The 17717-nt window shown below is 60.7% G+C and carries 12 protein-coding genes; 7 read left to right on the top strand and 5 right to left on the bottom strand.

Translation table 11 applies throughout. The annotated features are described in order from the left end of the window. Positions 1-2 precede the first annotated feature (2 nt). From ACQ4W7_RS17380 to gluQRS, 5 genes are all read left to right on the top strand, one after another. Positions 3-1325: a DUF2169 family type VI secretion system accessory protein gene (locus ACQ4W7_RS17380; RefSeq protein ID WP_436532035.1), complete on the top strand. Its 1323-nt coding sequence runs from the start codon at positions 3-5 to the stop codon at positions 1323-1325. Further along, complete coding sequence (locus ACQ4W7_RS17375; RefSeq protein ID WP_436532033.1) at positions 1315-6270, top strand: glycohydrolase toxin TNT-related protein; 4956 nt, start codon at positions 1315-1317, stop codon at positions 6268-6270. Before ACQ4W7_RS17380 ends, ACQ4W7_RS17375 begins: the two co-directional genes overlap by 11 nt. Then, the gene (locus ACQ4W7_RS17370) at positions 6252-6503 is read left to right on the top strand and encodes a hypothetical protein (RefSeq protein ID WP_436532031.1); all 252 of its coding nucleotides are present in this window, start codon (positions 6252-6254) and stop codon (positions 6501-6503) included. Before ACQ4W7_RS17375 ends, ACQ4W7_RS17370 begins: the two co-directional genes overlap by 19 nt. A gap of 196 nt (positions 6504-6699) precedes the next feature. Next, positions 6700-7017 carry a hypothetical protein gene (locus ACQ4W7_RS17365; RefSeq protein ID WP_436532029.1) on the top strand — a complete coding sequence of 106 codons (318 nt, stop codon included), beginning with the start codon at positions 6700-6702 and terminating at the stop codon, positions 7015-7017. Positions 7018-7100: 83 nt separating this feature from the next. Further along, a complete protein-coding gene (gene gluQRS, locus ACQ4W7_RS17360; protein WP_436532027.1) occupies positions 7101-8015 on the top strand; it encodes a tRNA glutamyl-Q(34) synthetase GluQRS in 915 nt (304 codons plus the stop codon). Between the two features lie 76 nt (positions 8016-8091). Here gluQRS and ACQ4W7_RS17355 read toward each other — a convergent pair whose 3' ends face one another. After that, positions 8092-10323 carry a TonB-dependent receptor gene (locus ACQ4W7_RS17355; protein WP_436532025.1) on the bottom strand — a complete coding sequence of 744 codons (2232 nt, stop codon included), beginning with the start codon at positions 10321-10323 and terminating at the stop codon, positions 8092-8094. A gap of 528 nt (positions 10324-10851) precedes the next feature. Between ACQ4W7_RS17355 and ACQ4W7_RS17350 the strand changes: the two genes are divergently transcribed. Then, positions 10852-13545: a hybrid sensor histidine kinase/response regulator gene (locus ACQ4W7_RS17350; protein ID WP_436532023.1), complete on the top strand. Its 2694-nt coding sequence runs from the start codon at positions 10852-10854 to the stop codon at positions 13543-13545. Continuing rightward, entirely contained in the window at positions 13538-14431 is an 894-nt protein-coding gene (bla, locus tag ACQ4W7_RS17345; protein WP_436532020.1) for a class A beta-lactamase, read from the top strand. The genes ACQ4W7_RS17350 and bla overlap by 8 nt, the downstream gene beginning before the upstream one ends. Here bla and ACQ4W7_RS17340 read toward each other — a convergent pair whose 3' ends face one another. From ACQ4W7_RS17340 to ACQ4W7_RS17325, 4 genes are all read right to left on the bottom strand, one after another. Next, the gene (locus tag ACQ4W7_RS17340) at positions 14432-14866 is read right to left on the bottom strand and encodes a DUF695 domain-containing protein (RefSeq protein ID WP_436532018.1); all 435 of its coding nucleotides are present in this window, start codon (positions 14864-14866) and stop codon (positions 14432-14434) included. A 44-nt stretch (positions 14867-14910) separates the two neighbouring features. Continuing rightward, on the bottom strand, positions 14911-15570 hold the full coding sequence (locus ACQ4W7_RS17335) for a hypothetical protein (RefSeq protein WP_426072582.1): 660 nt from the start codon (positions 15568-15570) through the stop codon (positions 14911-14913). A gap of 134 nt (positions 15571-15704) precedes the next feature. Beyond that, positions 15705-16568 (bottom strand): hypothetical protein, encoded by an 864-nt coding sequence (locus tag ACQ4W7_RS17330; RefSeq protein WP_436532016.1) that lies wholly within the window; start codon positions 16566-16568, stop codon positions 15705-15707. Positions 16569-16644: 76 nt separating this feature from the next. Beyond that, positions 16645-17640 carry an extracellular catalytic domain type 1 short-chain-length polyhydroxyalkanoate depolymerase gene (locus ACQ4W7_RS17325; RefSeq protein WP_426072577.1) on the bottom strand — a complete coding sequence of 332 codons (996 nt, stop codon included), beginning with the start codon at positions 17638-17640 and terminating at the stop codon, positions 16645-16647. Positions 17641-17717 lie beyond the last annotated feature (77 nt).

The following is a 17717-nucleotide window of genomic DNA, read 5'->3' as shown; positions in this document are numbered from 1 at the left end:
CGATGAACGATGCCGGTACCGCCCATTTCAACATCCCCAACGTGCTGTTCGACAACCGCACGCCGCACGCGGCAAGCCAGTTCGACATGGTCGATCAATTCGGCGAGGCCTTCCACGTGGTGGTGGCGCGCATGGGCTACACCCTGGGGCCGTGCGGCGCCGATGGCCTGGCCAGCCTGCTGACCATGGCACAACCATCGCCGCTGGCCACGGAAGACCGGCATCTGGGCGACGACACGCAGGCGGGCACCGTGCAGGAGAGCGACTTCGCGCCGTACAAGCCGCGCTGCGACGTGATCATCAATGGCGTGGCGCATGCGCCGCGCGGGCAGGCGATGCCGCAATTTCTCGTCAACCTGAAGGTGCGGTCAGAAAAGAAGACCCTGATCGACAAGACCTTGCAAGTGTGCGGCGAGCGTGCCTTCCGCAAGAAAACCGTCCTCACGCGCCTGGCGCAAGGCTGCGCCCGCATTGCCACGGTAGGCTTGCTGCGGCCCAATCCATGGCAGCTATCCGCACCAGAAGCGTTCCTGCAATTACCGCTGCATTATGCCTACGCGTATGGCGGGCAATGCCGCATCGAGGCCGATGATTACAACGCGGCGGCGCACGATTCCTGCCAGGCCAACCCGCTGGGACGGGGCTTTGCACGGCACTGGTACCTGGATGCGAAACACATCGATGAGGTGCCCGCGCCTCGCATCACGTATCCATCGATCACACATCCTTCGCAGCCATGCACAGCCGCCCAGTTCTGGCAAGGCGCGGGCGGCAAGGAGTTGCCCGCGCCGGCGGGACTGGCCGCTATCGGCCGTGGCTGGCTGCCGCGCCGCACGCTGGCCGGCAGCATCGTGGTCAAGGATAAATGGGATGCCGACGAAATCCCCGTCCTGCCGGAAGACTTCGACTTTGCCTACTGGAACAGCACGCCGCCTGAGCAGCAATGCCCGTACCTGACGGGACGGGAACAATTCACCTTGACCAATCTGTGCCGCCACGACCATCCCTCGGCCCGCATTGACCCGCGCGGCAACACGGTGCTGCGCTTCGCCCTGCCCCAACAAGTACTGTGCCTGTTGCTGGCGGACAAAAACGACCAGTTGCTCGTCTGGCGCCTGGCCATCGATACGGTGCTGGTCGATCCCGAGGCGGCCACTGTGGAACTGGTCTGGCGCGCCATCGTGCCGGCCGATGCGGGCCAGGTCGCGTCGCGCCTGCTGCACCTGATGGAGCCGGCGCAAATCGCGCGCATCGAACTGCTGGAACAGGCGCAGGAAGCGCTAGGCGTAGCCGTCGAGCAGGGCAAAAAAAACCATGACGAATGAAACCGTCACCAAGTCGGGGCGCTTCTATTGCGTCAGCCTCAGCCCCGACATGTGCAAGACGCCCGTCGGCTCCAGCACGCCCCCTATTCCCTACAGCATCATCGGCGAGTTCTCGGAAGCACAGAACGCTTCGCCCAACGTCAAGTCGCACAGCGAGCCCGTCATCCTGCATCAGCGCAGCATTATTCCCACCGTCAAGGGCGACGCGGCCGGCAAGGCGGGCGGCGTCAAGAGCGGCACCGTCGGCAAGCAAGTCGACACCAAGGTCGCCAGCCCCATTCACCGCGCCAACGGCGCCAAGCTGGTGCAGATGGGGCGCGAAGTATGGATGAATTCGCGCAATACCGTGGGCAAGATTTATGAGCGGGGCGCGGAGGCGGCCAAGCCCGTGCTCAAGGAAGTGAAGGCGGCGATACGGGAAGCGGCTCAAGATTACAAGGATCATGGATCGAAGAAAATGCATGGCGCCGCCGAAGACATGGTGGACGCGGGCAGCGCCGTCCTGACAGGCAGCGCCGTGCTGGGAGTCGCCGGAGTGGGTGTCGCGGCAACGGGAGTCGGCGCCCCCGTTGCCGCCGCGATGGAAGCCGGGGCGGCAGCGGGCGCTGTGGCCGGCACGGCTACCGTTGCGACAGGCACGGCCATGGAAGCATCGGCCACAGTGCTCGACCAGGCGGCCGACTACCTATTGACAGGCAAGACACCTGATTTACTGAGTACCGCCTCAGACATCGTCACGAATGCGGCAGGCACAGTACTGCAAACTGCGGTGTTCAGCAAGGTCCCAGGTGGGAAAATACTGAGCAAGTTTCTCGGCAAAAAAGCGGCGCCGACCATCAATAAGGTCAAGGACAAGCTGGTCGGCAAAAAACCGGACAAGCCGCCCCCAAAACTCGACAAACCACCGCCAAAAAACGGCGGCGACGACGGCAAGAGCCGCGGCAAGAAGGAGCCGAAATCGGAGCCACCGTCCGATTGCTGCCCGAAAGATAGCGGCCCCGCGAAAAAACCCGTCAAGGGCCGCAAGCCCGTACATTTCGGCACGGGGCAGGAAATCCTGTACCAGACGGATTTCGCGCTCGAACGCAGCATCCCCATCGCCTGGAGGCGCTGCTACCGCTCCGGCGCCGAATGCGAAGACTGGGGCTTGCTGGGCGCACGCTGGTCCACGCCCTACACCGCCAGCCTGTCGCTATGCGCCGCCGGCATCGTGGTTCACGACGACAGCGGCCGCGCCCTGCGCCTGCCTTACCTGGAACCGGGCCAGCAGCACGACAGCCGCAAGGAAGGTTTCACGCTCACGCGCGACAGCGCCGACACCTTTGCCATGTTGTGGCGCGACGGCAGCGTCGACCGCTACGCGCGCGCTGAAGGCGCCTGGCTGCCGCACGGCTACGACGGCGTCAACGCCATGCTGGTTCCGTCCGCTCCCGTCGCCACGCAGCGCTTTGCACTCGTGCGTAGCGAAGGGCGCGATGGGCGCGGCATCAGCATCGACCGTTGCATGGATGCCAGGCCGGGCGAAGTGATGCTGCGCCTGCGCAGCGACGATGGCAGCGTGTTCGAAGCCATGCGCGGGGATGAGGACAAGGCCATCCACATCGGGAAGATCGATGAGGTATTGCCTGACGGCAGCCGCATCTGCCACGTCCGCTACGCGTATGCCAGCGAGACGAACGATGGTCAGCCGCCCTTCGCGCCACGTCACAACCTGATCAGCCAGTCGAATGCGCTCGGCGACACGCGCCGCTACACCTATCGTCACCACCTGCTGACGTCGTGCAGCAGCTACACGGGTTTTACCTACGAACTCGAATGGATCAGTCTGGATGCGCTAGGTGCCCGCTGGAGCGGATCACCGTTAAGCGAGCAGGAACTGGCGCTGCGCTATCCCGTCACCGTGGCCAACAGCTACCAGGCGCGCGCCATCGCCACGCGCGCCCGGGATGGCAGCGAGTACACGCGCATCGATTACGTGGACAACGACACCAGCCGCGTCACGGAAAGCGGCGGCGTTCTCGAATACACATTCGATGCCAACTGGCTGGTCACCGAAGTGCGCCGCGTCATCGATGGCAAGGCCGCCTCGCTGGGCCGGCGCGAGTGGGACCGCGATGGCATGCTGCTGGCCGATATCGACGCCAACGGCGCCGCCACCCGCTACGCCTACGATGCAGCCGGCAACCTGGCCCGCAGCACCGATGCCAAGGGACACAGCAGCACCATCGAATACGATGACCAGAACCAGCCCGTCGCCTTCACCGATGCACTGGGCAACACCACCTTGCGCGAATACGATGCGGCAGGCCGCCCCGTCAGCATCACCGATGCTTTGGGCCATGTCACGCGCTACCGCTACGACCAGCGCGGCCAACTGCTGGAACTGATCGACGCCAGGGGCGGCAGCAAGCATTTCCAGTACAACCGCCAGGGCATGCTTACCAGCTACACGGATTGTTCTGGCCACAGCAGCGAATACAGCTACGACAAGCAGGGAAGATTGACGGCTGCGCGCGATGCCATGGGCCACGTCAGCAGCTACGAGTACGACGGCCTCGGCCGCCTGACCGGGCTCATCACACCAGACAAAACACGGGAACACTACGCCTACGATGCAGACGGCAATCTGGTCTTGCACGTGGATGCTGCCGGCCAGCAGACGCGCTACCGCTACAACGGCCAGGGCTTGCCCGTGGAGCGCACGGACGCCATCGGCCAAGCCTTGCAGTATCGCTACGATGCCGCGCTGCAACTGACGGAATTGATCAATGCCAAGGGCGAAAGCTACCAGCTCGCGTATCACGCGGAAGGCTGGCTGGCGTCGGAAACGGGCTTCGACGGCAAGCGTACGCAATACAGCTATGACCAGGCCGGCAACCTGACCGCCACCGAGTGCGGCAGCCGGCGCACGCAGCTGCTGCGCGACACGCTCGGTTTGTTATCCGTCAAGACCACGGCGGACGGCGTGGTGCGCTACGCCTACGATACACTGGGCCGCTTGACGGCCGTATCCGCACCGCAAGCCGAACAGCGCTTTGTCCACGATGCGCTGGGCCAGCTGATCGAAGAGCGCAGCGCCTGCTTTTTGCAAACGCTGCCAGAAGCGGCAAGATTGCCAAATGCTCCGCGCGCGCCAGACGCCAGCTTTGTCATGACGCACGCGTATGATGAACTGGGCAACCTCATCCAGACGGTCTTGCCGAATGGACGCCGCATCGATACCCTGCGCTACGGCTCCGGCCACTGGCATGGCGTGCTATGGCAAGGCAAGACCGTGGTCGACGTGGAACGCGACAAGCTGCACCGCGAAAAGCAGCGGCAACTGGGCAGCAGCGGCTTGCTCGCCACGCGCCAGTACGACCCGCAATCGCGGCTCACGCAACTGACCCTGGCACGCGGCGCCGACGCGCCCGTCCCCATGCGCGAACGCCGCTTCGAATACGATGCGCAAGGCAACCTGACCACCATCTTACAGACGGGCGCCACCGCTGCCGGCCCGCTCGGCAAACTCAGTTACGCCTATGACCCCGTCGGCCAACTGCTGGCCGCCGTGCAACCTGGCCTGGCCGAACACTACACCTTCGACCCGGCAGGCAATCTGGTCGATACGGCCCCCGCCTCCGGCAACGTACTGAAACGCTACGGCGATACCGAATACGACTACGACGAGCAAGGCAACGCCACCGGCAAGCGCTTCCATCCACCAGGCAGGGAATCGACCTGGAGCGATTTGACGCTGCAATACGACGCCGAAAACCGCCTCAGCCACGCCACCAGGACAGAACGCCAGTCACGCCACCGCGCCCACTACTTTTATGACGCCTTCAGCCGCCGCATCGCCAAGCGGGTAGAAGAAGCACGCTGGAGCAAGCAGCAAGACATCACCAAGGACCAGCCCGCCAACTGCGCTAGCAGCACCACCTTCTTCGTCTGGGATGGCGACACGCTGGCACAGGAACTTGGGCAAGAAGAGACGGTCACCTATCTGTACGAGCCGGACAGCTTCGTGCCGCTGGCCAGGATCAGTTCGCCAGCCTGTCGCCGGGCAAGCACGGTCCACTTGCCGCGTATCGCGCAATGGGATTTACCTGCCATCCGGCACGACGCCGAATTGCAAGCGGCGATTGCGCAAGAACAAGCGTACACCGAAGCGCATCATGTATCAACATGGCAACGTACCCAAGCAGTAGCCGATGACGCGGCGGCACACGACCGCATCACCCACTACCACTGTGATCACCTGGGCACGGCACGCGAGTTGACGGATATGCGAGGGAACCTGGTCTGGAGCGGGCGCTACAAGGCCTGGGGGCGTTTGCTGCATGTAGAGGGAGAAATCGAACAGCCGTTGCGGTTTCAAGGGCAGTATGAGGATGGGGAAACGGGGCTGTTTTACAATCGCTATAGGTATTATGACCCAGAGCCAGGACGTTACCTGACGCAAGATCCAATAGGTCTATTAGGCGGCATCAACAGTTACCTCTATTCACCAAGTCCTACCATGACGACCGATCCATTAGGTCTAGTATGTGGTAAAGCAAATCCCTCAAAAGTTGACAAAGATCGTAATGCTAGATTTAGAGATCAGTATGGTAGGTTTGCCGCTGATCCAGGCTGGCCGGCAAACCGTGGCTTCAATGATATACCTAATAAATTTTCACTATTGCCAATGACAAACATAGATCGATTCGGATATCCAGGTGGAACTTTTGTATCCCCTCAAGGAGTAAAATTTTCACATAGAGCACTACCCCAATCATACCAGAATGGAAAACCTTATCATGTATATCAAGTCTTAAAACCAATCCAAGTGGACGCTGGGTTAGCAGCTCCATGGTTCAACCAGGTTGGCATGGGAATGCAATATGAGCTACCTCTCCCTGTCGACGATTTAATTAAAAATGGATCATTGATAGAAGTTTTACCATGCGGACCAATACCTTGAAAGACGCTATGAAAATTCCAGAAATGCTAAATCTCATAAAAATCAACAATATCCCGGACGATGCATATTCAATAAATAAAAAATTACAGGACGAAAGTTTGTGCATGCAAAAAAATGACAATTTTTTTGAAATTTTCTATTATGAACGTGGCATAAAGACTTCAATTCACATATTTAAAAATGAAGACAAAGCCTGTGAATACTTCATGAAAAAATTAAATGAATGGTTCTGAAAAACAATCAGAAATAATATCTATAAAAAATAGACTATGGTAGTGGATGTGCGAAGTATAACCCGCCAACATCCAAGATATTTTCTTTTAAAGCACACCAAGTAGTGTCATCAAAGAGTATGATTCAAACACTAAAATCACCTATAAAATTAACTAGCAAGACATCCAATAGACTTTTTTCGACTCCAGTAGAGACATGGAAAAACACACAGCCAATACTGATGATTCAGAAGAAAAAATTTCTGGAAAAAATTTTGAAATATTGCTCGTAGCATTTCATGAATTCAAAAAAGATCAAAAAAATATTTCCGATTTCGAAATATACATCAAAAACAACATCAAAGATGTTGAAATAACCTTCGCGCCAAATTTTTCGCCGGGTGAAAAAATACTAGGTGGCAAAACATCTTTAGGAAGATCCATCACCTATACCATTTCAAAAAAATTATCAAATCCAATTATCATAGGTAACATGGGAAAAATATCCAACTATTTGACTTGGTTTTCAACGTGAACCATACTTCGCCTCTACTACTTAGGACTAGCCATTCAGCAACACAGCATCAATACATCAGATTCCAATAAGATATCCACCGCATGCCCACCGCCCCCTACATCGGCCGCTTCGCCCCCTCCCCCTCCGGTCCCCTGCACATGGGCTCGCTCGTTGCCGCCATGGCCAGTTATCTCGATGCGAAGGTGCATCAGGGCACGTGGCTGCTGCGCATCGAGGACCTGGACTATGACCGCAATGTCGAAGACGCCGATATGGCGATCCTGGCCACTCTGCAGCGCTGCGGTATGGCGTGGGATGGCGAGGCAACGTGGCAGAGCCGCAGGCTGCCGCTGTACGAGGCGGCGCTCAAGCAATTGCAGGATGATGGCCTCGTGTATGCGTGCGGCTGTTCGCGCAAGGAAATCCACGATTCGGTGGTACAGGCGGATACGCACAAGAATAAAGCCGCCGTGTATCCGGGTACCTGCCGCCATGGCTTGGCGCCGGGCAAAGCGGCACGGGCTTTGCGGCTACGCGTGCCAGAGGGGCCACAAGCCGTGTATGGCTTTGCCGACCGCTGGCATGGTGCGCAGCGGCAGGATCTGGCCACCGAAGTGGGCGACTTCATCGTGCTACGCGGCGATGGATACTGGGCGTACCAGCTGGCCGTAGTGGTAGACGATGGCGCGCAGGGCATCACGCAGGTGGTGCGCGGCGCGGACTTGCTCGACTCCACGCCACGCCAGCTATATCTGCAGGATGTGCTGGGCTTGCCCCATCCCGGCTTTTTGCACGTACCTGTCGTCAATAATGCCAGCGGCGAGAAACTGTCAAAGCAGACGGGTGCCCTCGCCTTTGATACGGGCACGCATGCCGCCGAACTGCTGGCGTCGGCACTGCTGCCCGCTGCCCGCTTCCTCGGTCTCGACGTACGCGCCGACAACCTGGAAGATTTCTGGCGGCAAGCCATTCCCGCCTGGGGACAGCGGCGGGCGCAACTTCCCGAACACACATAAAAAAACCCGCCACGGCGCGAGCCGGGCGGGTAGCAATGCAGGCGCCAGCACATGGCCGGCGCCTGGTATCAGGCAATTAGAAGTTGCCTTTAAATTGCACACCAAATTGACGTGGCTCATTGATGAAGCCCGTGCGGTTGTTGAAGTCGATGGCGCCCGTGATGCGTTGGGTGTCCGTGATGTTGCGGCCAAAAGCGGCCACTTCATACTTGCCGGCATCCCAGGTATAACCCACGCGCAAGCCGCCTTCGACCATCGGCTTGCCGGTGAACTCGGTTGCCTCATACAGGAAGAAATTGATCTTGCTGCGATAAGCCCAGTCCGTGAAGACGAAGAATTCGCCGTTTTCCATCGGGATCGAGTAGCGGCCCGTGGCCGTGACGATCCATTTTGGCGCCTGTGGCAGCGGATTGCCGTTGATGACGACGTTGCCGGCGGCATTGATCGGATCAAGAATGGTGCAGGAAGCAAAACCGCATTTGCTGACGGCCAGGCCAGGGTCATTAATCTGGGTGAAGTTGTAGCTGCCACCTAGGGACATTTTCAGGCTAGGCGTCACGAAGCCTTCCAGGTCCAGCTCAACGCCACGGCCGCTGGTCTTGGCAGCATTGATCAGGCGGTTGACGTTCGAGCTGCCGCCGACCACGGTCAGTTGCTGGTTCTTGATCTCGTAGTCGTAAATGCTGAAGGCGACGCGGGCGCGGCGGTTGAACAAGTCAGCCTTAATGCCGGCCTCGTAGGACAAGATGGTTTCCGCATCAGCAATGGTGACAGGCACCTTGTCGCCAGCTGGCGCGATACTCGGCGCGCGAAAGCCGGTGGCGATGCGAGCGTAGAAGTTCACGTCCTTGTTGTACTTGTAAGTGCCGCTCAAGTCCCAGTTGACCTTGGCCTTGCTGACATCGGCGCTGGTGGGGGAAATTTGCTTCACGCGGTCCGCTTCGATCGTGTTGAAATCCTTCTTGTCCTTGGTATAGCGCAAGCCGCCGCGCAACATGAAATCTTCGTTGACAGCATAGTTGACGGACCCGAAGGCGGCCCAGGCCTTGTTTTTCTGATGGCTGGCCACGTGGGAGGTCAGCGCGCCCGTGTCGCTATTGAAGTTGTCGGTGAAACCGTTGGCATCTTCATCGAAGAAATACAGGCCCGACTGCCAGTTCAAAGGACCGGCGTTTTTCGATTCGACGCGGAATTCCTGGCTGTACTGGGTGACGCCGCTGATGCCGCCAGCCGTTTCAACCTGAAATGGCAAATTATTGGGGGCGCCAGGCACGCCGCCGTCGATGTCGCCATGGCTCAGGTAATTGTTGACCTTTTCATAGCCGGTGATCGAGAACAGCTTGACGCTGTCCAGGTCCCAGCTCAGGCGGGCGCTGGCGCCGCTGGTGCGCAGGCGCTGGAAGTTCTGGCCATTGGTGTACGATTTTTGCGGGTCGAAACCATCGACCAGGTCATTCGTGCCCTTCTTGATTGCATTGGCGAAGAACAGGCGCGCGCTGCCGGTCGTGGTGCGCTGATGCACATTGAACAGGGCGTTGAACGTGCCGTTCGGCGCGTACAGCAATTGCACGCGCTCGGCGTGTTCGTTGTAGCCGTCCAGCGCATCTTTCTTGCCCGTAAACGTGTTGTCGACATAATTGTCGCGGTGCTGGCGCAGGGTCGAAAAACGCAAGGCCCATTCATTGCTCAAGGGGACGTTGACGGCGCCATCGAAGTTGCTGGTGTTATGCGTTGCAGTCGAGACGTTGTAATAACCTTCGACCTTCTCCAGCTTGGGCTTGGCCGATTCGAATTTCACCACGCCGGCCGGCGTGTTGCGGCCGAACAGGGTACCTTGCGGGCCGCGCAACACTTCCACGCCGGCCACGTCAAAAATCGGGAAACCCTTCAAAATGGGATTTTCTTGCACGACATCGTCGTAGATCAGGGAAACAGGTTGCGATGCAAACGTATTGAAGTCCGTATTGCCGTAGCCGCGGATGTAGAAACGGGGGAAAGTACGGCCATTCGACGATTCCACGTTCAGGCTCGGTACTTTGCCGGCCAGCACGCGGATATCTTGACCGCCGGACACCAGCACGTCGAGCTTCTCGTCGCGCAACAGCGACACGGAGACGGGCACGTCGCGGATATTTTCCTTGCGGCGCTGCGCCGTCACGGTCACGGTTTCCAGCTGGCTGGCGGCAGGCGCCGTATCAGCAGCGACTTCATCTGCATACGCCGAACCGATAGGCAGGGCGGCGGACAGTGCCAGCATGGCGGCGCTTTTGGCGCACAACCGCTTGTGCATCTTGGACATCTTGATCATGTTGTTTCCCAGAAGTTTAAAAAAGAATTGCGAAATCTGTCTTCCAACCTGTCTCCGGCTTATGTACGGCGCGGGCGTTCTCCGCACCGTCATGGTGCAGCAGCGCGAGCGGATGTTTCTCCGCTCCTGGCGTCACTGGCTCTGCCCTGGCTGTCCTCCAAGCTGACAGCGGTTCCGGCCGCATCTCTGGAATGTCTGATGAACACCAACTTTTGAGTAAGGCGCCAATTTAATTCAAGCGCCTTATGCGCTGCAAGAATATTGTTATGTAAAATATTCATTCATCAACATAAAGGGCAGACTAGTGGTTATTCAGCCACAATAGCGCCCTCGCCTTGTAGTTTCACCAGTTGATTTGCCGCAGGCCACACCTTTTTTTCCTGGTCAGCCGAAAGCAGAACTGGCATCCTGCAAGACAGCCCTGAGGGTAAAAATAGTTGTAATATCGCCAGAATTGAGTTGCACGGCTGCCCCATTTCAGTGCGGTGGCGGCCCCTGCATCCCCTTGCACCATCGTCGATCGCCTCCATGTCCGAACCGAGCCAGCCCAGCAACGCCGTACCGTCCTCCATCGCCGCCGCCCAGGCCGCACATTTACTGCTGGGTGCCCATTGCGACATCGTCTGGAGCACGAAAAGCTTCGGCCAGTTCGATGCCGACCAGCCTTCCTGGCGCGCCTTCACGGGCCAGACCGAAGCCGAACTGCTGGGCCGCGGCTGGCTCAATGCCCTGCATCCGGACGACCGCAACTTGCCTTACGTCATGCCGTCGCATCTGACGACTGTGTTCGAAGCGGAATACCGGCTGCGCCACGTCAGCGGCACCTACCGCAATATGATTGTGCGCATGCTGCCCGTGTGCGGGCCGGACGGCAGCATCGTTGAATGGCTGGGCTCGCATTGCGACGTGACGCAGCAACGGCAGACGGAACAGCGGCTGCGCCTGGCCATGCAGGGCGGTCGCATGGGCACGTGGGAGATCGACCTGGGCAGCGGCAGCATGGCCTGCTCCGATGCGTTCAAGACCAATCTGGGCCTGCCGCTTGCCAGCCACATCGATTACGCACAGTTGACGGGCGCCATGCTCGAGGGCGACCTGCAGCAGTGGCAGACGGTGGTGCATGCGGCCATCGCCGGCGCCAGCGATTTCGAGATCGACATCCGCGTGCGCTGGCCCGATGGCGCGCTGCACTGGGCGCATATGCGCGGCACCTGCACCAGCGACGGTGCCGGCAATGTGATTGCCCTGTCCGGCATTTCGCTCGACCTGACGGCCAGCAAGCAGAACGAGGAAACCCTGCGCCTGACCCTGGCGGCCGGCGAAGTGGCCACCTGGAACTGGGACATCGCGGCCGACCGGGTCACGGCCGACGGCAATATGGCGCGCTTATTCCCCGTGAATGCTGGTGCGGCCACGGCGGCACCGCTGGCGCGCTATCTGGACATCATCCATCCCGATGACCGCGAGCAAGTCAGCGCGCAGATTACCCAGGCGCTGCACGAGCACGCGCCCTTCGAGGCCAGCTACCGCATCGGTGCCGGCGATGGTCAGTACCGCTCGGTCATCGCGCGGGGCCGCGCGGAATACGCCCCCGATGGCACGCCCTTGCAATTTCCAGGCGTGCTGCTCGACATCACGCGCCAGAAACAAGTGGAAGATGCGCTGCGCCGCAGCGAGGAACGCTACCGCACCCTGATCGACCTGATGGATCAGGCCTTTTGCGTCATTGAAATGCTGTACGACGAGCAGGGCCGCCCCATCGATTTCCGTTACCTGGAAGGCAACCCCGCCTTCGTCAAGCAGTCGGGGCTGGACAACGCCATCGGCAAGACCATCCGCAGCTTCGTGCCCGAGCACGACCAGCACTGGTTCGACCTGTACGACCAGGTCGTCAAAACCGGCGAGCCCGTGCACTACGAAAACGAAGCCGTGGCCATGGAGCGCTGGTTCGAAGTCTTCGCCGCGCGCCTGGGCGGTCCCGGCAGCCGCCTGCTGACGGTGCTGTTCAGCGACATCAGCGAACGCAAGCGCTCGGAGCAGCAATTGCGCCAACTGGCAGACAACCTGTCCGAGATGGACCGGCGCAAGACGGAATTTCTGGCCACCCTGGCGCACGAACTGCGCAACCCGCTGGCGCCCATCCGCAACGGCTTGCAAATCATGCACCTGGCCGCCGACAAGCCCGCCACAGTGGCGCGCGTGCGCGACGTGATGGAACGGCAAGTCAATCAGATGGTGCATCTGGTCAATGATTTGCTGGACGTGGCCCGCATCACGCGAGGCCAGATCGAACTCAAGCTGGAACGGGCAGACTTGAAAACCATCATCGCCAGCGCCGTGGAAACGAGCATGCCGCTGATCGAAGCGGGCCGCCACCAGTTGCAGGTGCAACTCGCTGAAGAACCGCTGCGGCTCGAGGCCGACCCCACGCGGCTGGCGCAAGTGCTGGGCAACTTGCTCAACAATGCCGCCAAGTACACGCCAGCGGGCGGGCACATCAGCTTGCGCGCCTTGCACGACGGCAACGAGGTGCTGATCGAAGTGCAGGACAGCGGCGTGGGCATTCCCGCAGAATCGATCACGACCGTGTTTGACATGTTTACGCAGGTGGGGCAAAACATGGGCAGGGCTCAGGGCGGCTTGGGCATCGGCCTGTCGCTGGTGCGGCGCCTGGCCGAGTTGCATGGCGGCAGCGCCACGGCGGCCAGTCCCGGCGCCGGCCTGGGCAGCACCTTCAGTGTGCGCCTGCCCCTGCTGGCGGCGGACCCAGCCGTACCTGCCGTAGTGGCCGTTCCCGCCGCACTGGCCTCGCCGGCCGGCGCCGCCAGCGGCCCACGCTTCCGCGTGCTGGTGGTCGACGACAACGCCGATGCGGCCAATACCCTCGCCGCAGTGCTCGACATGATGGGCCATGCCACGCAAGTGGCCCACGACGGCGAGCAAGCCCTGGCCGTGGCGCCGCAATTTTTGCCAAACGTTATCTTCCTCGACATCGGCTTGCCCGGCATGAGCGGCTACGACGTGGCACGCGCGCTGCGCCGGATACCGGCCGGCGCCAACGTCGTGCTCGTCGCATTGACGGGCTGGGGTGCCGAAAACGACCGCAGCCAATCGAGCGCGGCCGGCTTCGACCACCATCTGACCAAACCGGCCAGCCTGCTCGCCATCGGCGAATTGCTGGCCACCCTTTCCACGCCAAAAACACCTGCAGACCATGACTGACTCCACAAACCAAGTCCGCCGCCACCTCTTGCTGGCCGGCGCCGCCGCCCTGCTGTGCCCGACACCGCTGCTGTTTGCCGCGCCCGCCCCCCGCATCGCCGCCGCCCAGACGCAACTGGCCGCGCTGGAACAGGCCGCAGGCGGACGCCTCGGCGTTGCCGCCTGGCGCCAGGGCAGCGACCTGCGCGTCGCCTACCGCGCCGACGAACGCTTTCCCCTGTGCAGCACCTTCAAGGCCATGCTGGCGGCCGCCGTGCTGGCCCGCAGCGTCAGCCAGCAGGGCTTGCTGGATCAGCACGTGCGTTACGAGAAAAAAGACCTGGTCACGTATTCGCCAATAACGGAAAAGCATCTGGCCGACGGCATGAGCGTGGCGGACCTGTGCGCCGCCACCTTGCAGTACAGCGACAATAGCGCGGCCAATTTTTTGATGACAGTATTAGGCGGGCCGCAAGCCGTGACGGCGTTTGCACGCAGCATCGGCAACACGGTGTTCCAACTGGAACGCTGGGAAACGGAACTCAATAGCGCCATCCCAGGCGAAGTGCGCGACACAGCCAGCCCTGCATCGATGGCACACAGTTTGCAACAATTGTTATTGGGAAATAGCATGCCAGCGCCGCAGCGCCAGCAACTGGACGCCTGGATGCGCGGCAACACCACGGGCGACAAACGCATCCGCGCCGGCATGCCGGCCGGCTGGCAGGTGGCCGACAAGACGGGCTCGGGCGCCTACGGCAGCGTCAACGATATCGGCGTTGCCTACCCGGCCAGCGGCGCGCCGCTGCTGATCGCCGTGTACTACACGCGCGAACAGAAAAAAGCGGACACGAATCAGGACATCATCACGGCCGCCACGCGCATCGTGACGGCCGCGCTGGCGTAATTACTTCGGCAGGGCAGCCATGAAGCCCGCATACGTGGACCAGGCGGGGTCGGCCGCGCTGCGGATATCGATCGGGAATTTCGGGCGCGACGCCAACGCCGTGTTGAGGCGATTGAAAAACTCTTCGCCCGACTGCGTGTAATAAATCCATTCGCGCAAGTTTTCGCCCGTCGAAACCAGCGCCAGGGTGGCGAAACCATCCGCTTCCACGACCGGTTCCAGCGCCGCTTCCAGCTCTTCCATATGCTCGCGCTCGTTCGGCGCGGGCATGCCCGTTTCGTCCTCATAACGCCAGGCAATGATGATGCGGTCAGGCTGCGACGACAGGTCCCAGTCGTCATGGAAGGCGTCGACATAGCGGTAGATGATAGCCATCTCGTCGCTGTGCGTGACGATAGTGCCCCAACTGCGGGCGGAAGTGGAATGTTGGTTCATGGTTGCAACAGTCAAAAAGAAGAATCGAGCAAAGGGCGAGCAGTCTACAGCACTGGCGGGCAAGTCACATTCCAGGCTTCATACTGGGCACCGCTCTTGCGCAGCCAGACGCGGGCGTAGCTGTCGCGGTCGCTCTTGAACACCAGCGCATAACGCTCCTCGGCACGCGGCGCAGCGGAGCCCACGTCGACGGCCGCCAGCGTAAACTTCAGCGCCCGCAATGGGGCACAGGCCGTATTGCCGGCCATTAATAATCGTGCCCGCTCCAGCAGCGGCTTCTGGTACAGCAACACGCCTTCCAGTTCCACATCGGGAATGCGCTGCAGCATGCGCACGGGTTCGGCCACCGCGCGGCAGGTGCCAAGGTCGAGCCAGGCGAAATACTCCATGCCCGCCTCCTGCCAGCGCGCCTGCTTGCCCTCGCCGTGCAACACGAACTTGGTACGCTGCGTACGGCACAGCGCGCCATGGCCGCGATATGGCGGCGTTTCCACGCTGCCCACCACTTCGCTGCCGCGGCCACCTACCACCGGCACGCTCTCGAACACGGTGCGTGCAGCGGGCTCGTCCGGATACTGCTGCGCATAAAATTCCAGCAAGGACGCGCGCTGCTGCGCATCCACCACCGCCTCGGCGGCACTGGCAGAGAGGCACACGGCCGACACTACACACAGCGCCAAGGGGCGCACAATATATCTTGGCATGGATCCTGGCATGGCATTCCTTCAATCGGAGTTCAGGGGCGGGTATCGCCCAAGCGCAGATTATATAGTTACCACGAAATACAGGGAGCAGCGGGCGTCAGGACGTGCGCCAGCTGGAGAAACCGGCTTTATCTTTAGTCAGAAGTTGTCTTGCTGTCCAGTACTTGCCGCAAGACGTGCCGCTTGGCCGCCAGCGCTGCATCCGTCAAGCTCCACTGCTCCAGCCGCAGCGCGTACGCAGGCGTCATCATCCAGCCGAACACCTCCGCCTTATCTTCCTCGGGGCCGTAGGCTGCGTACAGGCTGATGAGGCCCGGTTGCGGGTGACCGAGGTTTTGAAAACCCTTGCCGTAGGCCGTGGCGCCGCCCTTGCCGTAGGCCGTGCCGGGCGGGTTCAGGGCCAGCCAGGCGGGGTCGCGGTAATAGAAATCGTTGAACAGGCGGTATTCGATGAAGTGGTAATACTCGTGGTGCACGCGCAGCTCCATGCCGGACGGACACAGCGCGGCCAGCAGGTTGTCGGCATAGACGACACTGTCGATTTCCGGCGCAGGCATGGCCAGGCGGCGCTGGCCGTCCACGCTCAAGTCTTTCACCAGCACGACGTGGCGCAAGCCCGTGCGCGCGAAGACGCCTGCCGGGTAGCGCTCCATGGCGGGCAAGACGATGCTCAGCAACAATTGCAGCCCGGCGCGGTCTTGCTCCGAGTCGCTAAAGACGTGCGCCTCGCTGCCGGGCATGGCCAAGGTCCAGGCGGGCGCCAGTTGCAGGGCCGCCAGACGCGCCGTGGCGATGGCCTGCAGTTGCGCCACGCTGGCGTCCTTGGGTGCGACGGGCGCATAGCGCACGCTCCAGTCGCATTCGCTGCGCATGCTGTCTTGCTGGGCGGCACGCTCGAATGCTTGCGCGTAGGCCGCCGATGGTGCGGACGGGGCGACGCTGGCGCAAGCGGACAGCAATACAAGGGCAAGACAGGACAGCAGGCGGCAAACAGGCATGGGATGGTTCACAGGCATAAACAATGGGGCGCTATCGCTGCGCCCCATTGTACAAGCTGCACATTTCCTCACAGCATTAGCGCTGGACATTCTTGAAGAAATTCCAGCTGATTACAGTGGCGTCCGGTCCCAGCTCATCGCTGAATGGCCAGCCTGGCGGACCGCCGCTCCACGCGTGATTCATGCCTTCCACCGTGTACTTTTGTGCGATGACGGCGCCGTTGTGCAGATACGTATCGATGGAGTAACTGCGGCCGTACGGCACCGTCTGGCGCACGATGCTGTCGGCACGGTAGCGCACGCTGTCATTGTCGAGGCCATCGTCGCCGACATCGCTGGTCTGCAAGAATTGCTCGATGGTTTGCTCGCCGTTGAGGGGGTTGACGACGATGTCGGAGGTGCCGTGGAACACCATCGTCGGCATTAGCCGGCGCGGCGAACCGGAGCAGCGCCAGGCATCCTTGCCGCGTATTTTCGGGTCGAAGGAACTGCCGTTGAAGAGGGAGTCGGCGGCCGTGAGCATGCCGATGGCCCCCTTGTACATGCCGCCCGAGTGCACCATCACGGCGGCGAACACATCGGAGTAGCAGGCAGCCATGATGGAGGCCATGGCGCCGCCCGCCGAAATGCCCGTGACATACACGCGGCTGTCTTGCACCGCATACTTGTTCTTGACCTTGTTCAAGATGCCCATTAGCACGGCCGGCTCGCCCGTGCCACGCTCCTGGTTCAGCGGCAGCATGAAATTCCAGCAGCGCATGGGATTGGCCGTGGCGTTCTGGCGCGGATAGACGACGATAAAGTTTTCGCTATCAGCCAGCTGGTTGTAGCGGCTGACGGCGGCCATGCTGTTGGGCTCGGAACCACAGCCGTGCAGCATCAACACCACGGGCAGCGGCGTGTTCGGATTGTAATTGCTCGGTAACCAGACCTGGTATTCACGTGCCCCCCACAGGCTCGCATACAGGCCGAAGTCCCACTGCCCAGCAGAGGCCGGCAGCGCGGCCAGCAAGCCGCAGGCGGCGATGATTGCAGATAACAAGTGACGCAGTTGCTGATTCAGATGTGCCATGCCAGTCTCCTGATTATTATTAACGACGAAAACAGCGACAACAAACCGGCTTGATACACATCAAGCCGGCACTTCTA

Origin of the sequence: Janthinobacterium algoris, from assembly GCF_051380935.1 — a bacterium.
Taxonomy (GTDB): Bacteria; Pseudomonadota; Gammaproteobacteria; order Burkholderiales; family Burkholderiaceae_D; genus Janthinobacterium.
The sequence above is the reverse complement of the archived record's forward strand: the minus strand, read 5'-3'. Positions and strand labels throughout refer to the sequence as shown.

What these genes read in the sequence shown, in the direction of transcription:
- bla (WP_436532020.1), top strand. Translation starts at nt 13,538, where the DNA reads ATGACTGACTCCACAAACCAAGTCCGCCGCCACCTCTTGCTGGCCGGC.
- gluQRS (WP_436532027.1), top strand. Translation starts at nt 7,101, where the DNA reads ATGCCCACCGCCCCCTACATCGGCCGCTTCGCCCCCTCCCCCTCCGGT.
- ACQ4W7_RS17355 (WP_436532025.1), bottom strand. Translation starts at nt 10,323, where the DNA reads ATGATCAAGATGTCCAAGATGCACAAGCGGTTGTGCGCCAAAAGCGCC.
- ACQ4W7_RS17370 (WP_436532031.1), top strand. Translation starts at nt 6,252, where the DNA reads ATGCGGACCAATACCTTGAAAGACGCTATGAAAATTCCAGAAATGCTA.
- ACQ4W7_RS17380 (WP_436532035.1), top strand. Translation starts at nt 3, where the DNA reads ATGAACGATGCCGGTACCGCCCATTTCAACATCCCCAACGTGCTGTTC.
- ACQ4W7_RS17365 (WP_436532029.1), top strand. Translation starts at nt 6,700, where the DNA reads ATGGAAAAACACACAGCCAATACTGATGATTCAGAAGAAAAAATTTCT.
- ACQ4W7_RS17375 (WP_436532033.1), top strand. Translation starts at nt 1,315, where the DNA reads ATGACGAATGAAACCGTCACCAAGTCGGGGCGCTTCTATTGCGTCAGC.
- ACQ4W7_RS17340 (WP_436532018.1), bottom strand. Translation starts at nt 14,866, where the DNA reads ATGAACCAACATTCCACTTCCGCCCGCAGTTGGGGCACTATCGTCACG.
- ACQ4W7_RS17330 (WP_436532016.1), bottom strand. Translation starts at nt 16,568, where the DNA reads ATGCCTGTTTGCCGCCTGCTGTCCTGTCTTGCCCTTGTATTGCTGTCC.
- ACQ4W7_RS17350 (WP_436532023.1), top strand. Translation starts at nt 10,852, where the DNA reads ATGTCCGAACCGAGCCAGCCCAGCAACGCCGTACCGTCCTCCATCGCC.
- ACQ4W7_RS17335 (WP_426072582.1), bottom strand. Translation starts at nt 15,570, where the DNA reads ATGCCAAGATATATTGTGCGCCCCTTGGCGCTGTGTGTAGTGTCGGCC.
- ACQ4W7_RS17325 (WP_426072577.1), bottom strand. Translation starts at nt 17,640, where the DNA reads ATGGCACATCTGAATCAGCAACTGCGTCACTTGTTATCTGCAATCATC.